This is a genomic window from Erwinia piriflorinigrans CFBP 5888, from assembly GCF_001050515.1.
In the GTDB taxonomy this organism is placed as follows: Bacteria; Pseudomonadota; Gammaproteobacteria; order Enterobacterales; family Enterobacteriaceae; genus Erwinia; species Erwinia piriflorinigrans.
Map to the genome: position 1 here is coordinate 232,278 of NZ_CAHS01000006.1, position 18,052 is coordinate 250,329.

Sequence of the window (18,052 nt, forward strand, 5' to 3'; positions counted from 1 at the left end):
GGTTTTTCGCATTCAAATAGTGAACGCTCGACGTGGCCCAGGAAATCCTCCTGATTCCATTTGTATAGCTAAGTCTGAAGTGGTTATCCGACGTAAACTAGATGCCGCAATAAACTGAACTCCAAGAGCCAACCGAACAACCTGAAGACGCTTAAGCCCCGCTGGCTTATAGCGGCTGGCTACATAAGGGGGAAGGTTATCAATCACGGCTTTAATTTGTCTATCGTCACGATGGTTTTTTTTATTCATCACTGCTTGTGCCAAATAGGCAAGATTATGGCCATTCTTACCTTTCAAGGTGTTTAAATCGACTCCATTCCAAACTAAAGCAGCTTTCAAGGAGAGCTCTGCTACCATGCAGATAGGTTGGATAACTGAATCATGGCTAAAGCTATTGGGTAGTGTATTTGCAATGTCTTCTAGATTGGATCGGGACATTTGCCAGAGTGTCAATGCCTCTGAAGGACAATGTTCAATTTCATTTAGCCCCATAGTGAAATCATGAATATCAGCAATAGCAAAAGATACTTCTGAGGCGACTACTCGCTCTTTTCTACACCACACCCACCATTCTTCGTTACTTAAAAATCCTGCTATTTGCCAGACTTCTAGCTCTTTCTCCCCGTATAAGACAGGAAAGGTTATTTTCCTAACTTGATCCATGGATGCAATTAGACCTATTCCTGCACCAGGCCAGCTTGTTTCGACTTCAGGTATCATAGCAGTGTAAGCATCTACTATGTGCTGAACCTCAGGATTACTAAAGATACCAAAACTGAAACTTGTTCCTAGGAGATCAATTGCGGCGTTCAGCGGTCTTTGATGAACGTGAATACCTTCCTCTGCATATTTTTTATCCAATCTACGTAGATCATCTAGCGTCCACATAATCTTGTCGATTCCTTCTCATATGTTGCCAACTATAATGTAAGACTACAATTTAGCTTATAAAAGCTTTATGCCCTCTCCATATATGGCAGGGGGGATTTTTTAAAGAGTTTGTCTCTTTCATACAGGATGGTGATGAAGAAAGATACGATGATACATTTATCTACGCGTTTCTCAAAAAAGAGTGGAAGAAGTGGTTTTTGTGATCTCTTCCCTTTGTTCAGTACCGGTCACATTCTTCGTTAAATAACCAGACTCCGGCAGAATTTGTCCGAAGCCTGCAAACAGGCCCGGATCCCTGATTTATCCTAGCACCGATATTGGGAGGAGATCACAAGTATGGACTGCCCCCATTAATTATCACCATCGCGCTAAGAGTTAATTACTGACCTGACGCGCCGCTGAACGCACCCTGAGTGGGTTACTCACTCTGGGAGTGTTCTTGATGAAAATACCCGTCTGCTGCCTGACAGCACTGTTCCTTTCCTCCGGTACCCTGGCCGGCACCGTTATTTATACCGACAATGCGCATCCCGTCGCTGATGGCCTCGCTGCGGACGTTACCGTTGTCGAGCTTGATGCCCCCGACCGTTTGCAGGCGCAGCTGTTTGGCGAACTGACCGCTGACCCTGCGCAGGCAGAGCGCCAGGCGCATGCGGTGATAGCCTCACCCCTCTTTCAGCAGCGCCAGCAGCAGCTGGCCGGGAAGTATGCCGGCGTGACCCGTGCCTGGTCGCTGGGGTTGGAGAAATATCCCGCCGTGGTGTTTGACGATAAGTGGGTGGTGTACGGCACCACCGACGTCGCCGTGGCCACGCGGCAGCTGAATGCCTGGAAGGAGAAAGCTGAGTGAACATCATTTTTTCCCGTCCGCGCAGGGTGGCGCTGGCCACGATCATGGCCTGTAGCGGCACCCTGGCCAGCGTGAACACGGCAGGCCTGCTCGCCAGCGCCGCCAGCCCGGACTGTATCAGCTGGCGCGTCAGCGGTATCTGTTACTGGCTGATGTGTACGCCGTTCGGCTGCTCGGTCAAAACCTCCGTCAAGGTGACGCATTTTATCCCGCAGGCCGTCGTCTCCGCCTGGCTCAGTCCGGGCGACAATCCCTGGACGGAGATGTCTGCGCTCAGCGCCACGACAGACGGCGCAGAAAGCGTCCTGCTGGGCGGCGCGGCAGGCGTGGCAACCGGCGGTGGCCGTCAGGAGATGAAAGTCCCCGGCATGCGCAGTCAGAACCTCCATTTCTATTACGCCGGTGCGTATGGCCATCCGGCGACAAAGATTATCGGCGGTATGGTTCCCGGCTACTCCTGTGACAGTGCCGCCACGCCGTTTATTCCCTATTTCGTCAGCGCGCTCGATGCGCTGGCCTGGCGCACCGGCGTGCCGGAGTCGGTGTATCCGGAGGCGCTGATACCCGGCCAGCGCGAAGTGGGCAGCACGCCGTACGGCAATATGTGGGGCAACGTCTACCCGCGCAGCGGCTTCGTCACGCAGACCGACGGTTACAAATCAGCTGCGGTGGTGGTGCAGCGCGTGGCCGACATCATCACCAGTCAGGGGCAGCTTCACGTCTACACCCCGCTGGTCGGGCAGCGCTCAGCGGGCTACTGGCCACCGGGAGCGGTCAGCGAAAACAGCGGCTCGAAAAACCATAAGTGGCAGCGCCTTTCACCCCAGCTCTCGCAGAGCTGTGCGGTGTTTCCCGACGTCGGCGGTCAGATTGCGCAGAACGGCAACTACGCTTGGGCGCTCTGGCAGCCCTACAGCTGCTGCAAACGTCGCGGTCAGACCTTCCTCTACAGCACGGATTTCTCATAAAGGGTGCAAGCATGAACAGATATCTTCTGATGGCCGGCATTTGGCTGGCAGTATCCTCGCTGCCGGCAGCGGCCGTTGACGCGTCACTCTCTTCTTCAGGCGGGTCGGTAAGCGGGGCGGTCAGTGACGGCCTGTTTTATTCCATTGGCGGTGGATCGGTGACCTCTCCGCCGCCCAGCCGCAGCAATATGTCGCGCCTAGGGCTCAACGGCGGCTGGAGCAGCGACCTGATGTGCGGCAACTTCGACCTGAAAACCACAGTGGGTAACCAGCTCAACGGTATTACCAGCGGCTTTAAGGATCTGATGGGTAACGTTATCCAGGGCGCGACGGGGGCGGTGATGAGCATGCCGGCGATGGCCATCCAGCGTGCGAATCCGGGGCTGTATGAAATGCTGACTAACGGCGTATTGCAGGCGGGTATTAACTTCGACAAGGGGCAGCTCAACTGCCAGAACATGTCGAAGAAGCTGGCCGACTATACAATGGGCAGCAAATGGCAGCAGGCTGCGGTGTCGGAGGAGTATAAGGATATTGTCGCTGGCAGCGGCGGTGATGCCGTCTCCAGCGACCAGAAATTGCAGAAAGCCACCGGCGAGGAGGGCGTCACCTGGGTAGGGGGCGAGAAGCGCGGAGGCAAGGGGCAGCGCGCCATCCAGCCAACCCGTGACCTCGCCAAAGCGGGCTACAACATGATGAACGGCCTGCCGGTCACCAGTAACAACAGCGTTGCTGCTGCCAGCTGCAACGGCAGCGCCTGCCAGCGTTACAAAACCTCTGACGAGGCGTCGGCGGCAGTGGTGAAAGTGCTGGGCGACCGCTCCATCCGTACCTGCCGGGAAACCAGCGAGTGTGCCAGCGGCGGGAGCGAAAACCAGCCGGGCAGCACCATTGCCGGTAGCGGTTTCTCACCGCTGCTGGAAGATGCCACCAAAGAGAACCTTGAGCAGCTGGGTAAGCTGGTTAACGGCCAGCTGCCGCCGACCGCCGATAACCTGGCCGGGATCAGAACCGGCAGTCTGGTGGTCACGCGCGGGGTGATACAGGCGCTACGCGACGATCAGGATAAGGCCGCGCTGGTTCAGCGTCTTGCCGGTGAACTTGCTATGGCCGACACCGTGGAGACCGCGCTGACCATGCGCCGTATGCTCACCACCGGTCAATCAGAACCTAACGCCGCCGGGCAGACGGAAGCCATTGCCGAAGGCGACCGCCGCATCGATGCGCTCGATCGCGAAATCGCCGCCCTGCGTAACGAGATGGAGCTGCGTAAATCCATCAGCAGCAACAGCCTGCTGACCACGCTGGAGCGTCAGGGGGCGCGCAATCAGGACAACCGCCTGCAGCAGACGTCCGGCAGTGAGGATCAGGGGTTCGGCAGGATGGGGCAGACGCAGCCGTCGGGAGAGAACTGATATGAAACTGACCCTGTTCAGCGGCCGCACCGGCCGCATTGTTATCGTTCTGCTCCTTGTACTGCTGATGACGGTGGCGATGTTCGCCGTGGCCTCGCTGTTTATGGCTTACGATCCGGATGGCCATCTGACCCGCAGCTGGCTGCATCAGAGTCGCTGGGGGCTGTTTGGCTGGCGCATCACCCTCTATGTTGGCCTGGCGCTCGTCTGGCTGTTGAAGGTGCGGCCGCAGGCAGTGCGATACTGGCCGCAGATCCGTCAGCGCCTGCCGCGTACCGAGCTGCTGGCGGTGCTGTTTATGCTCGCCACGGAGTACGTGGCCTGGACCAGCGCGACGCAGGGAGGCTGAAATGACCGCGAACAGTTATCTGGAGTATTTTCTCGTCCTGTTTGGCTGGGTTATGAACAATGCCATGTGGAGCATCCTCGGCAGCACCGGGCTGTTTGCCCTGCCGCTGGTGTTTAAGGTGCTGGGCGTCTGGCTGAAGGTCAGGGAAGAGGGGGCCGACGAAGGCAACAAGGGGCTGCTTGCGCTGCCGCGCATCGAGCACGCTATTTACGTTTCGTTTCTGGTGATGCTGTTCTGCTGCATTCCGCTGCTGCCGGTCGATATCAGCACCATTAAGTTCGACAGTTCGCGCGCGAAGCAGTGCGGCGTCAGCGTCCCGACCCCGCTAAACTCCGGCTATAAGGGGCTTATCAATGACTTTGACGGGCGCACCGCCGAAGTGCCGGTGTGGTGGTACCTGCTGCATTCCATGTCGAAAGGCACCACTCAGGCGATGATCGCCTCCATTCCCTGCGGCACCCAGCTGCGTCAGATGCGTTTCGACGTGCAGAACACCAGACTGCGCGATCCGGTGCTGTTGCAGGAGGTGCAGGAGTTTGCCGATCAGTGCTATTCACGGGCTTATTTCAGGCTGAAGAACAGCAACAGCCAGCTGAGCGATGCCACCATCAACGCGGTGGGCTGGATTGGCAGCAGCTACTTCCTGAACACCGCCGGGTACTACGACGACTATACGGCGATGAAGCCGCGCAGCCAGTGGCCGTACGACAGCAGTCGCGACAGCGGTTACCCGGATACCGGTCAGGGCGGCTATCCCACCTGTAAAACCTGGTGGTCAGATGGGGAATCCGGACTGAGCAAGCGCGTGCTGGCCAACTTCAGCGACGGTACGCGCAGAGAGATGCAGCGTCAGTTTCCGGGAGCGCAGTGGGAGGAGCTGGCTATGCGCTGGCTGGTTAGCCCGCGTAACGCGGGGTTGTCGGGAGCGGGAACCACTTATGCGGTCGGTGGTAACGATACGAACTCGGGCCTGGCCGGAAATATCACGCGCCTGACGTCCACCATCGGGCTCGGCCTGAAACAGGCTGAAGCGCTGCCGGGGTTTGATGCGCTGAAGCAGGCTCTGCCGATGATACAGGCACTGTTGCAGATGATGATTATCACGGTGATACCGGTACTGATGATGTTCAGCGCCTATGAACCCAAAACGATTGTAACCATCTCGTTTGCGCTATTTGCGTTGCAGTTCATCACCTTCTGGTGGGAACTGGCGGGCTGGCTCGACGACCGGCTAATCACCATTCTTTACGACAATATGGCAGAGCAGGGGATCTCCAACAGCAGCGTGCCGTTTGCAGGGTTCTTCAGCTCCACGGCCGATGGTTGGATTATGAATCTTGTGTTGGGAATGATGTATCTCGTTTTCCCAACTTTCTGGATTGGAATGCTAGGCTGGATTGGCGTTAATTTGGGAACCGCGATAAATACGGGGCTGGAAAAGGCGAGTTCTCAGTCTCAACAAGCTGGTGCAGAGGCTGGCAAGAATGCGCAGAAAATGGTAACGAGCAAAGTAGGAGGAACAATGAAAGGGAGCATCAAGTAATATAGATTTTAAGATGAACTGCAAGGTATAAATTGTATTAGTTCAGGTATAACCCTGATACCTCTGTGGTTCAGGGTTATACCTAATCTGACAGACAGCTTTGTGCAAGGAGTGGACATTACAAACATTCTGAGTGGTAATCAATGGGGAGCGTAGGGATGAGGGTGAGTAATAATACTTGAAACATCTTATCTTTAGGTATGTTGGAACTCCATGATTGGTTGGTTTCATGGAGTTGGTCGTTCAATCCAATAAGATTATATTTTTACAGCAATTGCGATTTATGAATTATTATTTTTTATTGAAAGTGAAAAACTCCCATCGACTTCCATTAAATATGGCTGTGGAAAAATTTTCTTCATCATAGTTGTAATGCCTCATCTTAGATATAGGGCTTTTTTCTTCGGCATGATAATAATAATTAACCAAACCTAATCTTGCGGTGGAATCCCAAAAGGATCCCGTGATGCTGCTTGCCCATGAGAACGTATAGAAAATAAGACAGACGAACATAGGTGATGATAAAATTCTAAAAAATAGAACTCTAGAGTTTAATAAGACCAATTCGGATGAAGTGAGCTTTTCAATTCTCTTTCCTGTCCTCATTCTTACTGACAAGTTCGCCAGCTTTTTAAATTTATTTCTTAGAAAGTTTTCCTTAATGGGAGTAAGCAAAGACATTAAGGCTATTCCAATAAATTCAGGAATGACAATCACCAATGAAAAAATACCCATAAGGATTAGATAAGCAAGCGGCGTGAAGAAAATGCTAACTATATTAGTAAAGTCACTGAAGAATTTAGGGTCGAGATCTGTAGTAATATAAGTCCAACGCCGAGCCAAATAATGGGTAATGACAAATGACAATGCTGCTAACAACGTTATTATGGTCTTTCCTAATAGCCCTGACCATATTTTCTTAAAGATATAGATGGAGCGATTATATATATCAATTGCAAAGGAAATACTCATTACCACAAAAGAAAATCCCGTTAGGAAGAAATAATCGTCACCGAATAAAATCTGGCCGAGTAAAAAAAACATAAATGCCAAAGAGCCAATATATAAAACAAATCTATTGATTGGAGTGAGCTTATAGTACCTCCTTATATCCACTACCAAACGCCAACTTTTCATCTTGAAATGTTTGCAAGCCCTTGGGTATAAAATTGCAGCAGATATTGCTAACGGAACTGACACCCACATAACAGCTAAGGCTATGAATACTGGTTGAATTACGGCCATAAACTTCATGCTTTTAAATGAAATCATGTTTATGAATGTCAGGGCCAAACAAAGCAAAATCAATTTAAAGAATATTCTGCTAAGTAGTTTATTTAGTTTATAAGGCACGGTCGAAATCTCACTTTATCAAACAGTATCATTAAGATAGCCATTAAAATTTTATGAAAAAAGCATAACGAACAACAGGTTGGACTAATACATCCGATTCTACTAATAACACACCTGACATTCGCTTTTGGCAACCATGTGCTAAGTGAACGCTTGAGGTAGGCATGTACAATCCATTTTAAAGCAGAATATTTTTGATTTACAACGCACTATCATCTAAAGGAATATTAAAATCCACTCCAGAGATATTAAGAACCACCTCATTTCCGTTAATGGATATAAAGTCAGCATCATTTGATGGGAGTAAGTCTTGAGAGTCTCTGGCTCCCTTAATTGTTCCATAAGTCGTATTAAAAGCAACCCCTTCTGCGATTGCGTATGAGTATCCGTCATACCCCTGTCCATATAACCCATCGACTCCCTTAGGATAATTAACATAGAGTTGCTTATTATATTTGGGTTTAAATGTGCTGATAACGGCTTTTTCTGCGTCAGCTATTATTCTATGATAATCAATTGTAAAATTAAAATCTTCATCATCAAAATCGTCTCCTGCGCCAAAGACAGTTATGGTAAGCGGTTCTATTTCAAAAAAAAGTAGGTAAGTTTCATCACTGACCCTAGCGCCGGGCGATCGCTGCTCTTCTGCGGCCAAAATATTCATACGCGCAGTATGGCCTTTAGCAATTAATCTACTATAACTATCTTGATTTTTCTTAGCGATTCCTACGTAAAGCAAGTCAAAAGTCATCATTTCAAGAAAGTTATCGAAACCACTGACTAAATTTTCATTTCTCCCTCGCCTCATGAGCAGTTCGTCCGGTGTAGTAGCAAATACCAGTTCATCTTCAAGAAATATCCGCAAATAGTCATTATTACATTTAAGTTTAAGGTCGAAGCTCGTGTTAGCTGATGTGGTACGGAAGAAATGCATTTTTTGAATGTGAATTAGCCCATTAGACAAAAGGCCAGAGTCTAGTGTTATTTCAATCTTGATTGCACTATTAACTGATAAACCAACATTACCAAAGCTAGCTTTCGGTCTTCCGCAGATCATATAAAAATGACTTTGACCCAGGATTCTTATAATTTCCTTATCGTCATTATTAATATTAGCTGCCATTGTATTTGAAACTGGCGGTGCAACAAGAGTAAGGTAGGCGCTACATGCTTTTCTGTCGTGAGTTGTCATAAGTTATCTTCATAAGCTAAGTAAAAGTTGGGTTTTGTCACCCTAAACTGTACTTTTTTGGCAGATTTAGCAATCGTATAAGCATGTATTGGTGATAGGGTTACAACGTCCGCTTCTCGCTCACACCAGACTGTCCGATTTAATTGCGTGTTGCCCTGGAATACTGTCAGGTCAAGTCTGGGCTAATACAGATAAATTCATGCAGTTCATCTATTGTTTTGCCATTCCCTGTCTTGCTCCACCCACTGTTCTCTTTCTGCTTCCCAACGTTTTCTCCACTCCTCATTTTCTTCGTTACGTTCCCGCTGCTTAGGAGTCAGAATGGACGCCAAGCCAGTGAGAATAACCGCACCACAATCGTGGGTGGCGCTGGGTAATGTAACGGGTTCCTGAATCTTACGCTCCAGCTTGGATTCATCTTGGGTAATGTTGCGGCGTTTACTGGCGAATCGGGCAAGAGTACTGCTCAGGTCATCCGTTTTAAATCCATCTTCGATCATAGTAAAATCTCCTTAAATCATTGATTGCAAAAACTCGTCATCAATGCCCCGTTGGCTGGGTGTGGCTGGCAGACTTTCTACCCCATGTTTTGTGTCACCAGGTTACTAAATTTCACTGGTACTGGCAAATTTTTGAACGATTAAGGGCTGTAACCCTCTGGATATATTATCTAAGAACATAATAATCTAGTGATAATTCAGCCAGGTTACTATACTTACTAGTCCGGCAGGATGGAGAGCTTCTTTTCATGGCTTGTCACCTTGTTTTTTTAAGCAGTAGCAACTTTAATTCTGCGGAGTATCAGCAAATTTTGTAATGGTCAAAAATTATTGAAGGTATACTATGATGTCAGGTATTAAAACTTATTGTTAGTAAGTTTGATTGTTGTTGGTTGATTTTTTTAAATTATATTTTCGCTGCTTTAGATTATTTATCTTGAAATGGAGGTTTGTAAATGCAAGGTCGTTATGCTGATGATTTTTTTCGTGCCGCTTCTTTTACTAAAGAATTAGGGTGCGACTGTCTTGATATGGTGGTAAGCGATAATTATTTTCTGGGAATCGAAGAGAATAGAACTAAGGTAATTAATGAAGTTATTGGTCGTTACACAAAAAAATATGGGTTTCCTACTCTTGATGGATTCCTTGCGCAGTGTGTGAGGGCCAGTTTTCATTTGCGGCCCATTTTTTCCGATGTTATAGGGAAAGAGTGCGCACTAACTTTTGGTTATATAAAGATTGATGAAAGTCACTATTATAAACAAGACCTCGATTTCTACAGGAACAAGTTGAAAAATAATGTATCGGGTATGGTTAATATACATGCGTGGTTAACTTTACCATCAATGGAAGTAGTGGATTTCACGATCTGCACTACCCGTCTGGTAGCTCTGCTAAAAGAACAAAATCTTAGCCCATCAGATTACAATGATAAATTAACATCCTCAAAAGATTTTGGTAATGTAGTCGCTGGTGATGGTAATAATCCGGTAGGTACAGGTTTGAGTTATTACCCTCAAGTTATTGGCGATGACTATGCATTTAAATCAGGGCTTATCAAGATCTCATAGACCTAATTTAGTTGGGTCGTGAGCCCATAAGTAATGTATCAATGAGGCATTGATGATGTCATTGCCTCGGGATTTTAAGTTATTTGCGTTAATTTAATTCTGTTAAAGATAACGCTCCCGTCAAAAATTAAGCATACTCTTATTAGTTATGATTTTCTAAAAACATTCACCTTGAAGCCTTATGTAGCGCCAGTTTCTTTCAAAAATATAAGATTTGTTGAAAAAAAACACGATCCGATCTAATATCGCCCTGTTGTAACGTTGCACTAAGCAACATGCCAATGTTCCGGTGATTTGAGAGGAACGCCTTCGGGTAATCACATGCCAATGCCGCCATAACCTGAGAGACGGCGCTTTCGGGCGGTAACTTCGTTTAACCTTTGAAAACGAAGATCGTACAGCGATTAAGGTCCTTTCCACTGTTTCAGCCAGCTACTGGCCTGCCACTGATTACGGGTTTCGCCCGTCTCCGTTTTACTTTTCACTTTGATTTGACGCTGAAGGCCGGTTGCGAACTTTGCGGCGTGGGTATGACCATTTGGCACATTTGGGCATCTTCCACGACGGCATTGAGAGCAGAGGAGCGCGGCGTCACTTGTGTACGAGTGAAACGAGTACCAAGTGACGCGCGCAGCGCATAACTGGCAGAGCTTACGCACTGCCGCTTCAACGACAGTTTTACCAACTGACCAACACGTACTGAAGGGTTTAAACCACCACAAAGACGTCTTCCCAAACATATTCGTTTGTTTATCAACTTGGTGTTCTGTCCGTCATAACGGCTCAGAACCTCACTATCTAAGGAGAAAATCGGCACGACATCGATGGCGACACCAGCTTGCTGGTGTGTGGAGGCAGTCTGATTCATTTCAGCCCGGCGCAAGCCGCGAACAGGTCAGAGACCTGGGGAGCCTCGCAATAACTCAACATTTCGCCGCCCCGATGCACAGATGTCTGCCGTGACGCAGGAAGCGCAAAATCAACCGTGCCGTCGGGGTGAAATTTCATCGTCTGTTGTTAATTCGCAGCCGGTGACAGCGCTTTTCCGTTCACGCAGACGGAAAAGCGCTGTCACCTGTTTGAGTGGAGGGTAATTGTGGCAAAACTGAATAAAAATTTGATGACGCTGGCAAGGCAGGCCGGCGGAAGTTTTAAAACCGTCTCCGATCGCATGAAAATAGCTGACCGTTTTGCTGAACGGTTGCTAAAGCTTAATATTCAGATAAGGGACGTGAAAAATATCAAAACCGGCCACGTTGAATTATATATTCGCAGTCGGCTTACTGAGAATATCTCTAAACGAACGCTACAAAATGAGATGGCCGCCATCCGTGCTTTACTGCGCGTTGCCGGAAAAACCTTTATGGCAGATCCCTCACATGAAAAACTGAGCAATGAAGCGCTTAATATTTCAGGTACAAGCCGTGACGGGACAAAAGTTGCTATTACGGATGATTATTACCGCCAGGTTCTTTCTTCAGCAGAGGAAAAAGATAAAGGCGTTGCTTGTGCCATAAGATTATCCCGTCTTTTAGGGTTGAGAACGGAAGAAGCGGTGCAGTCTGTAAAGTCACTGCGAACATGGCAAAAGAACCTCGACAATAACGAGGGGAAAGTTCGTATCGTTTTTGGTACGAAAGGTGGTCGTGCAAGAGATACGACCATCATAAAGAGAGAAGAAACCATTCAGGCAATCAGGCAGGCTATACAATATGCTGAAGAAAATAACGGCCGCTTAATGAATAAGTCGTCATTACATCTCGCCATTGAGCGATACAGAAATATCGCACGCGATGCCGGTCTGGTGGGCGAATTTGCACCGCACAGCATGCGCTATGCCTATACGCAGGATGTGACCGCATTTCACCTTAATAAAGGGTTCAGTCTTAAAGAAGCGCAGGCGCTGGCATCTATGGATTTAGGTCATGGCGACGGAAGAGGGCATTATGTCGCGCGCGTTTATAATAAGACCAAAAATTAGTGTTAAAATATCTGTCCCACGGGCCATTATTATTGATTAATTTTTTTCGTCGGGGCTTGATGTAACGTAAAACCTGAAGTACGATAATTTTGCTAACCGTTGTCATCATGACAACTGCCAATGTTCCGGTGATTTGAGAGGAACGCCTTCGGGTAATCACATGCCAATGCCATCATAACCTGAGAGATGGCGCTTTAGAGCGGTTCAGCCTGTTTAACCTTTGAGAACAGGGACCCTTGCGGTTAAGGTCCAGTCAACCTGCTTCCTGATTTATCTACATTCCCACGGGACAACGCTTCCCGTCATGGGTGGTTGTTTCCCTTACTCACGGAGATACCACCATGTTTTTACTCAATACTCTTCATTCTGTAGCCGTATTTACTGAACGCGCCGTCCGTCGTATTGCACCTGAAACACGTTTTTCAGGGTGGCTGTGTTGTTTCAGAAGTGACGCAGAAGCGTTATGTCTGATCGCTGATGAACTTGAACGCGCTGCAACCTACACCCGGCCTGAGCATAAGATGCTGGCTGAATTCAGCGTTTACCACGCGGCTTACTTCTTCGCAGATCGCCAGTATCACGGCATGATGAAACGCTGGCCCCGGGCATTGCTCATGTCACTGGCCAATAGCGGTTTACGCCTTGATGCCACGCAGTGGCAGGAAGGCTGTAACCAGGCGAGGTAGTCGCAGATCGTGACGTCCGATCCTTCTTTCGGTGGCTGAGTTTGCGCCGAAAAATTCATTACAACATTTGTTTTACCCACACCGGGACTTTGCTCCCGTCGGGCAGGGTTCCGTTTCCATATTGAGGAGCCTGCCATGTCTGTTTCTACTTCTTCTGCTTCGGCCTGTATGTCCATTTACGATATAACGGTTGCCCGCCTTGGCGAGAGCACCCGTTCCTGCGTTGACTTCATCATGATGATTTCCGTCATGGAGAGCGCGCTGCTAACCATCCGCGCCCTGAACAACTGCGGTATTCCTGACCATATCGATCAGGATGGTTGTCCGGATCGCGTCTGGGAGGTTATTCATATTGCCGAGCTGTTGGGCGAGGCCTGTGAACTGAAGCTGATACCGGAATATCTTTTTCAGCGTTACGTTGCTGAGGTGATACTTATTGGTCTCAGCCTTGATGAATGCGTCTGGAACTACGGATTCAGGGACGGCATCAGTAATGCCCATTTTGCCCAGATGGTCGATTGACATACACACAAACGCTTTTCAACCCGCGCGGGGAAAACCTCCCTGCAGCTGCGGTGAGGATTTCTCCGCTTTTTAACCAAAGGAGAAATCCATGAGAAGTATACTTCTTTCACTGATCGCCCATGCAATGGCCGGACTCAACCGCCTTTCTTTGGCACTGGATCCGCAGCAGTCTGAATGGTTTACCAACCGCAGCGGCCACAGCAGTTTCCGCCCGGAGATTATTCCGCAAGGGAGTGGTTTTAACGCCGTGATATCCCGTCGTACCGGGTACAGCTCGCGCGACTGGCGCTATCAGCCGCATGCCAGCGCTGGCCAGTTCTCCTCCGCACGTAAGGCTTTACGCGCGGGACGAAGGATGGCCCGGCAGATGGCCGAACTGCGCTACCGCTTTGACTGAATGTTCTTGATAAATTAACTCACTTCCCGGGGGGACTTTCCCTTCCGGGGAGGTCTCCTCCTTATGTCAGGAGGCATGATGATCCGCTTTACCTCAACTCAACTTCGTCCGGTTTTATCTCAACGGGGAGGGATGCAACGCCCTCTGATACTTGAGAAAAATGCGGGCATCTACATCCGTGTTCCGGATGACAAAAATCCCGGTGAATGGCTTAAAGCCTGGGCCGTGGGCTGCAATCCTTCAACCGATAACAACTGGTCAGAGAACGCCGATGCCCTGATTGCTGAAAAGGAGTATTCGTTTCAGACCTTTATGGCGCAGAGCTCGTTTGACGCGGTGCTGAATGATCACCATGACCTGTTAATGCTCCCGGTCAATAACCCTTCGACCGGTATGACGGTTAAGAAAGAGACGCGTCCGCCGCAAAAGGTGTACGTACCGGTTGGCGAGTTCCGCAACCAGGTTCAGTGGCTTCACGACCAGTCCCTCAGGCACTTCCACGCCTGCGTGAGTAACTCCGAACGACTCAGTTGGCGATCGCAGGCGCTGTCTGTGCTGGATCAGGTTATCCGGCTTGATTCAAGGCGCGCCAAACCTGCCGATCGCGAGATGTTTGACAGCGCGGTGCGCAGCGTACGCGACCACATCCGCCAGGTGATGTCGGACGGCTTCGTACGGTATGCCTGATAACTGATTTACCCACTCACCGGTGGCGCATCGTCCGCCACCGGGACGGATGCGCCCGATACTCAGAGGTTGCATCCCCATGAAGAAAACCCCACGCGGCCGCAAGGCTTCGTCCACTCAACGAACTGACCTGTATCAGCAGGTCACCGATAAAATCATTCTGGCACTGGAAAACGGCGTGCCCCCCTGGCGACGGCCGTGGCGTTCTGCACAGAACGTGCACGGCAGCGCGCTGCCGGTGAATGCCACCACCGGCCGCCACTACAGCGGTGTCAATATTCCGCTGCTGTGGATGGCTGCCGAAGAGCATGGCTATACCTCCGACCGCTGGCTGACTTACCAGCAGGCGAAGACCGCCGGTGGTCAGGTCAGAAAGGGCGAGCGCAGCGCGCTGGCCATCATCTACAAACCGTTTGAAAAACAGGCGCGGGACAACAGTGACAACCTGCTGTTCCGGGACGGTGAACCGGTAATGGAACAGCTGGCGATGCTGCGCCCGCTGCAACTGTTCAACGTTGCCCAGTGTGACGGCCTGCCGGATACGATACGGGGCGGTTTGAGGGACGAAGCGCCAGAGAACGGCGCGGTGCTCAGTGCAGAGCGACTGCAACGGGTGCAGAGCATCGTTAACGCCACCGGCGTCAGCTGCGCTCACTACCGGCAGAACCGGGCGTACTATCAGCCGCTGTCCGACCGCATTGTCATGCCAACCGTTGCGCAGTTTGCATCAGAGGCGGACTACTGCTCCACGCTGCTACACGAGCTGGTGCACGCCAGCGGTCACGGCAAACGCCTGAACCGTGTGGGTATTACCTCGTCGTCCAGAAAATTCGGTGACCCGGTTTATGCCTTTGAAGAACTGATTGCCGAAACCGGCAGCGCGTTCCTCTGCGCTGAGCTTGGCGTCATCGGCGAGGTACAGCACGAAAGCTATCTCGCCAGCTGGCTGAAGGCGCTGCGTGAAGACAAAAAAGCGTTTTTCCGCGCCTGCCGGTTCGCCCGGGAAGCATCGGAATATCTGCTACAGCCGCTGAACTGTCAGTCGGTGCAGGCGGCTTAACTTAACCCGACGACTGCGGTCGTCATCATCCCCCTGAGGGTATCTTCCTCAGGGAGATGCCCTCTTTTCGTTTCAACCGTAAAGAGGAGTACAACTATGTTTTCATGGTGCCATAACCGTCTGGACATCACCGGTAAGTCTGTCTGCATTGATGTGATGCAGTCGTGGATCGCCGGCACGGAAACCCCGCGTTACCGCCACGCCATCCGCCAGGCCATAAAGCTGTTTCTGGCCGGCTGTGCCGGGATACTTAAACCGGTAAAAGCCACCACGTATCCGGCTTACCCGGTGCTCACCGCGTCAGGGTTGGGCGCGCAGACGTCTGCTAACCACGCGTTCCAGCACTTCCTCGAACTGCTGGAGAAGGACGCCTGGCTTGACGGTGCGACGCTTTCCCGCATGGAGAAAATCTGGCTGCAGTCCGGTATCGACGGGCTGAAGTGGGAGAATATTCCCTTTGCGTCGCGGCAGATAATATCGCAGCTGATGGCGGTTCATTACGCCGACTGGTTCGGCGTCGCCAGCGGCGCAGGGCAGTTCGACCCGCAGGAGCGCTGGGATTCTCTCAGTATCATGCCGGAGACAACCTGTCCCTGCGACATGCTGATGGTGATGCCGTCACGCCTGGCAACGGAGCTGAACGGCACCAGTGGCCTGTTCAGCGGACTCAACACCACGTCAGAGCTCTATATGCAGCTGTTCGGCATGGAGTTCCCGGCGGGGCATCAGGCACGCTGGAGCCGTGATGATATCAACTCGCTGGCGCTGACGCTGTCATCGCCCTGGTATCCACCATCAGGTGAGGTGATGGGGCAAATGTCGTCGCTGTTTGACTGCGAAATCCGCCACTACTGGATCTCTCCGGATACGGGACAGTCGGGATATAACTGCTTTGATCGTGGAGACCACGTCGACAGCGGGCCTTACCCGGCAGACGTACGGGATGCCGTGGCCAGCGGTGAGGGCGCACGGATATATCTGCTGTCACCCGAGGCCTCTGGCACTGGCGCTGCGCATTACGGCAGCGTCCGCGCATAGAGCTCACTCACTGCCGGTTCGTCCGGTTAACCATATCGGCCACCGTGTAAGCCGTGGCCGTTTTTTTCACCCACAGGGGAGACACCGTTTCCTCTGTGGATGGTGTTTTCCTTTTTACCGGAAATGCCTGTGAAAAAAGCCATCAACCATGAGAATGCCTTTATCTCCCTCTTTGACCAGACTGCCCGTTATCATCACCGGCATCAGGTTTTTGAGGATTTCATCAGCTGTAGCGTTATCGCGCTGCAAAACGGTTTGCAGTTCTGCGACAGGCGCGAGCAAAAATATATGCGCATCGTGAGCAAATACCAGAAACCGGATGTCACCAATATGGCACAACTGCTGGCGCACGTTGTCAGCGGCCTCGAAGAGTCACCCGGAGATTTTCTCGGGCGCGTTTTTATGCGGCTGGAGCTGGGCGACAAGTACCGTGGACAGTTTTTTACTCCGTGGAGCGTGGGGCTGATGATGGCTCAACTGCAACTCGGCAACGTGGAGGAGCAGTTCAGGGATAAACCCTTTATCACCCTGTCAGAACCGGCCTGCGGCGCAGGCTGTATAACGCTGGCATTCGCCAGCGTTCTGCGCGAGGCGGGCTTTCCACCACACCGGAGGATGTGGGTATCGGCTACCGATATCGATCCGCTGGCGGCGGGGATGGCTTATATCCAGCTCTCGCTGTGCGGCGTGGCTGGAGAAGTGGTCATCGGGAATGCACTCAGTGATGAGCGCCGGCGAGTGCTGTATACGCCGATGCACTACTGGGGGAACTGGTCGTATCGCTTACGATCCGGGATAAATCAGGACAGCGCTGTTGCTGTGTAGCAGCGGCTTCAATTATCACTACATCAGACAGGTCGGGAAACCGGCCTGTTTTTTTTTGTGGTATTCACCTTCAGCAGGTGACGGAGGCGCGGCTATTTTACTTTTGATAACAGTGGATTAGTCAGGTGCTGCTTCCCGTTCATGAGGATTTCTTCCGTATCACCATCACCGGCCATACCTTGCGCGCAGGACTACGCCAGCGCCACTGGCGGAACAGGACCTCCAGCTGCATCACGGCTCTTGCCGCTGGCGTAAAGGAGACAGAGAACGCCCGACAGCGGAAGTGCTGGCCGGACTCTGCCAGATGCGCTTTAAGGCGAGTGGCCCGGTTCGTCGTCAGCAGGTGGGATGAGACGATAACGGTGCGGTTTTTTTGCAGTGCCTCGCAGGTTGACTGATTCACGCTGGACCAGAACGCCCGGATCTGTTGTGCTGAAAGTCTCACCGTGGGTTGCCAGGGCGAAAGATGGACGTAATCACGCCCTTTACGACGGCTTATCAGACTGAGGTTTGGACGAAACTGTCGCTCAAGCCAACCCAACGGCCGCAGCAGAAACGGCATGCTGAATATCAGCGGCCATACCAACAGCAGCCAGCCGGTGCCTGCCGTATACAGGATGCTGACACCTGCCGAAATACCCAGCCAGATAATAAAAAACGCCACGATGATGGCCTGCTGCATAGTCAATCCCCTGAAAAGTCTACTCAGACTGAGGCAGTAA

20 protein-coding genes are annotated in these 18,052 nt (G+C 50.9%); 14 read left to right on the forward strand and 6 right to left on the reverse strand.

The annotated features are described in order from the left end of the window. Positions 1–12: 12 nt before the first annotated feature. Entirely contained in the window at positions 13–888 is an 876-nt protein-coding gene (locus EPIR_RS03020; RefSeq protein WP_023653828.1) for a HEPN domain-containing protein, read from the reverse strand. Between the two features lie 445 nt (positions 889–1,333). Here EPIR_RS03020 and EPIR_RS03025 point away from each other — a divergent pair, with 445 nt between their 5' ends. Genes EPIR_RS03025 through EPIR_RS03045 form a run of 5 tightly spaced genes read left to right on the forward strand, consistent with a single transcriptional unit; the run spans position 1,334 to position 6,016 of the window. Next, a complete protein-coding gene (locus EPIR_RS03025) occupies positions 1,334–1,741 on the forward strand; it encodes a TIGR03757 family integrating conjugative element protein (RefSeq protein ID WP_023653829.1) in 408 nt (135 codons plus the stop codon). Beyond that, positions 1,738–2,709, forward strand: coding sequence for a TIGR03756 family integrating conjugative element protein (locus EPIR_RS03030; RefSeq protein ID WP_023653830.1), 972 nt, complete (start codon positions 1,738–1,740; stop codon positions 2,707–2,709). Before EPIR_RS03025 ends, EPIR_RS03030 begins: the two co-directional genes overlap by 4 nt. A gap of 11 nt (positions 2,710–2,720) precedes the next feature. Next, complete coding sequence (locus EPIR_RS03035) at positions 2,721–4,124, forward strand: integrating conjugative element protein (protein ID WP_023653831.1); 1,404 nt, start codon at positions 2,721–2,723, stop codon at positions 4,122–4,124. Position 4,125: 1 nt separating this feature from the next. Continuing rightward, positions 4,126–4,473 (forward strand): hypothetical protein, encoded by a 348-nt coding sequence (locus EPIR_RS03040; RefSeq protein ID WP_023653832.1) that lies wholly within the window; start codon positions 4,126–4,128, stop codon positions 4,471–4,473. Between the two features lies 1 nt (position 4,474). Then, complete coding sequence (locus EPIR_RS03045) at positions 4,475–6,016, forward strand: conjugal transfer protein TraG N-terminal domain-containing protein (protein ID WP_023653833.1); 1,542 nt, start codon at positions 4,475–4,477, stop codon at positions 6,014–6,016. 291 nt (positions 6,017–6,307) lie between these two features. On the opposite strand, the gene EPIR_RS03050 is transcribed toward EPIR_RS03045, so the two are convergent. The 3 genes from EPIR_RS03050 to EPIR_RS03060 all read right to left on the reverse strand — a co-directional run bounded on the left by EPIR_RS03050 (position 6,308) and on the right by EPIR_RS03060 (position 9,061). Continuing rightward, a complete protein-coding gene (locus EPIR_RS03050) occupies positions 6,308–7,261 on the reverse strand; it encodes a hypothetical protein (RefSeq protein ID WP_240987336.1) in 954 nt (317 codons plus the stop codon). Positions 7,262–7,568: 307 nt separating this feature from the next. After that, positions 7,569–8,561, reverse strand: coding sequence for a hypothetical protein (locus EPIR_RS03055; protein WP_023653835.1), 993 nt, complete (start codon positions 8,559–8,561; stop codon positions 7,569–7,571). A 206-nt stretch (positions 8,562–8,767) separates the two neighbouring features. Continuing rightward, positions 8,768–9,061, reverse strand: coding sequence for a hypothetical protein (locus tag EPIR_RS03060; RefSeq protein ID WP_023653836.1), 294 nt, complete (start codon positions 9,059–9,061; stop codon positions 8,768–8,770). Between the two features lie 455 nt (positions 9,062–9,516). On the opposite strand from EPIR_RS03060, the gene EPIR_RS03065 reads away from it, so the two are divergent. After that, positions 9,517–10,131, forward strand: coding sequence for a hypothetical protein (locus EPIR_RS03065; protein WP_023653837.1), 615 nt, complete (start codon positions 9,517–9,519; stop codon positions 10,129–10,131). 481 nt (positions 10,132–10,612) lie between these two features. On the opposite strand, the gene EPIR_RS17985 is transcribed toward EPIR_RS03065, so the two are convergent. After that, the gene (locus EPIR_RS17985) at positions 10,613–10,999 is read right to left on the reverse strand and encodes a hypothetical protein (RefSeq protein WP_072066000.1); all 387 of its coding nucleotides are present in this window, start codon (positions 10,997–10,999) and stop codon (positions 10,613–10,615) included. Positions 11,000–11,227: 228 nt separating this feature from the next. On the opposite strand from EPIR_RS17985, the gene EPIR_RS03070 reads away from it, so the two are divergent. The 8 genes from EPIR_RS03070 (at position 11,228) to EPIR_RS03105 (ending at position 17,330) form a co-directional block, all read left to right on the forward strand. Beyond that, the gene (locus EPIR_RS03070; RefSeq protein ID WP_023653838.1) at positions 11,228–12,112 is read left to right on the forward strand and encodes an integrase domain-containing protein; all 885 of its coding nucleotides are present in this window, start codon (positions 11,228–11,230) and stop codon (positions 12,110–12,112) included. A gap of 341 nt (positions 12,113–12,453) precedes the next feature. After that, on the forward strand, positions 12,454–12,798 hold the full coding sequence (locus EPIR_RS03075) for a hypothetical protein (protein WP_023653839.1): 345 nt from the start codon (positions 12,454–12,456) through the stop codon (positions 12,796–12,798). A 135-nt stretch (positions 12,799–12,933) separates the two neighbouring features. Further along, entirely contained in the window at positions 12,934–13,320 is a 387-nt protein-coding gene (locus tag EPIR_RS03080) for a hypothetical protein (protein WP_023653840.1), read from the forward strand. Between the two features lie 91 nt (positions 13,321–13,411). Further along, positions 13,412–13,720: a hypothetical protein gene (locus tag EPIR_RS03085; RefSeq protein WP_012666833.1), complete on the forward strand. Its 309-nt coding sequence runs from the start codon at positions 13,412–13,414 to the stop codon at positions 13,718–13,720. A gap of 78 nt (positions 13,721–13,798) precedes the next feature. After that, positions 13,799–14,407: a hypothetical protein gene (locus EPIR_RS03090; RefSeq protein WP_048696770.1), complete on the forward strand. Its 609-nt coding sequence runs from the start codon at positions 13,799–13,801 to the stop codon at positions 14,405–14,407. A gap of 79 nt (positions 14,408–14,486) precedes the next feature. Next, a complete protein-coding gene (locus EPIR_RS03095; RefSeq protein ID WP_023653842.1) occupies positions 14,487–15,467 on the forward strand; it encodes an ArdC family protein in 981 nt (326 codons plus the stop codon). A gap of 96 nt (positions 15,468–15,563) precedes the next feature. Beyond that, the gene (locus EPIR_RS03100; protein WP_023653843.1) at positions 15,564–16,505 is read left to right on the forward strand and encodes a DUF1281 domain-containing protein; all 942 of its coding nucleotides are present in this window, start codon (positions 15,564–15,566) and stop codon (positions 16,503–16,505) included. 99 nt (positions 16,506–16,604) lie between these two features. After that, positions 16,605–17,330, forward strand: coding sequence for a DNA methyltransferase family protein (locus EPIR_RS03105; protein ID WP_023653844.1), 726 nt, complete (start codon positions 16,605–16,607; stop codon positions 17,328–17,330). Between the two features lie 139 nt (positions 17,331–17,469). On the opposite strand, the gene EPIR_RS03110 is transcribed toward EPIR_RS03105, so the two are convergent. After that, positions 17,470–18,012 carry a hypothetical protein gene (locus EPIR_RS03110; protein WP_023653845.1) on the reverse strand — a complete coding sequence of 181 codons (543 nt, stop codon included), beginning with the start codon at positions 18,010–18,012 and terminating at the stop codon, positions 17,470–17,472. Positions 18,013–18,052: the final 40 nt, after the last annotated feature.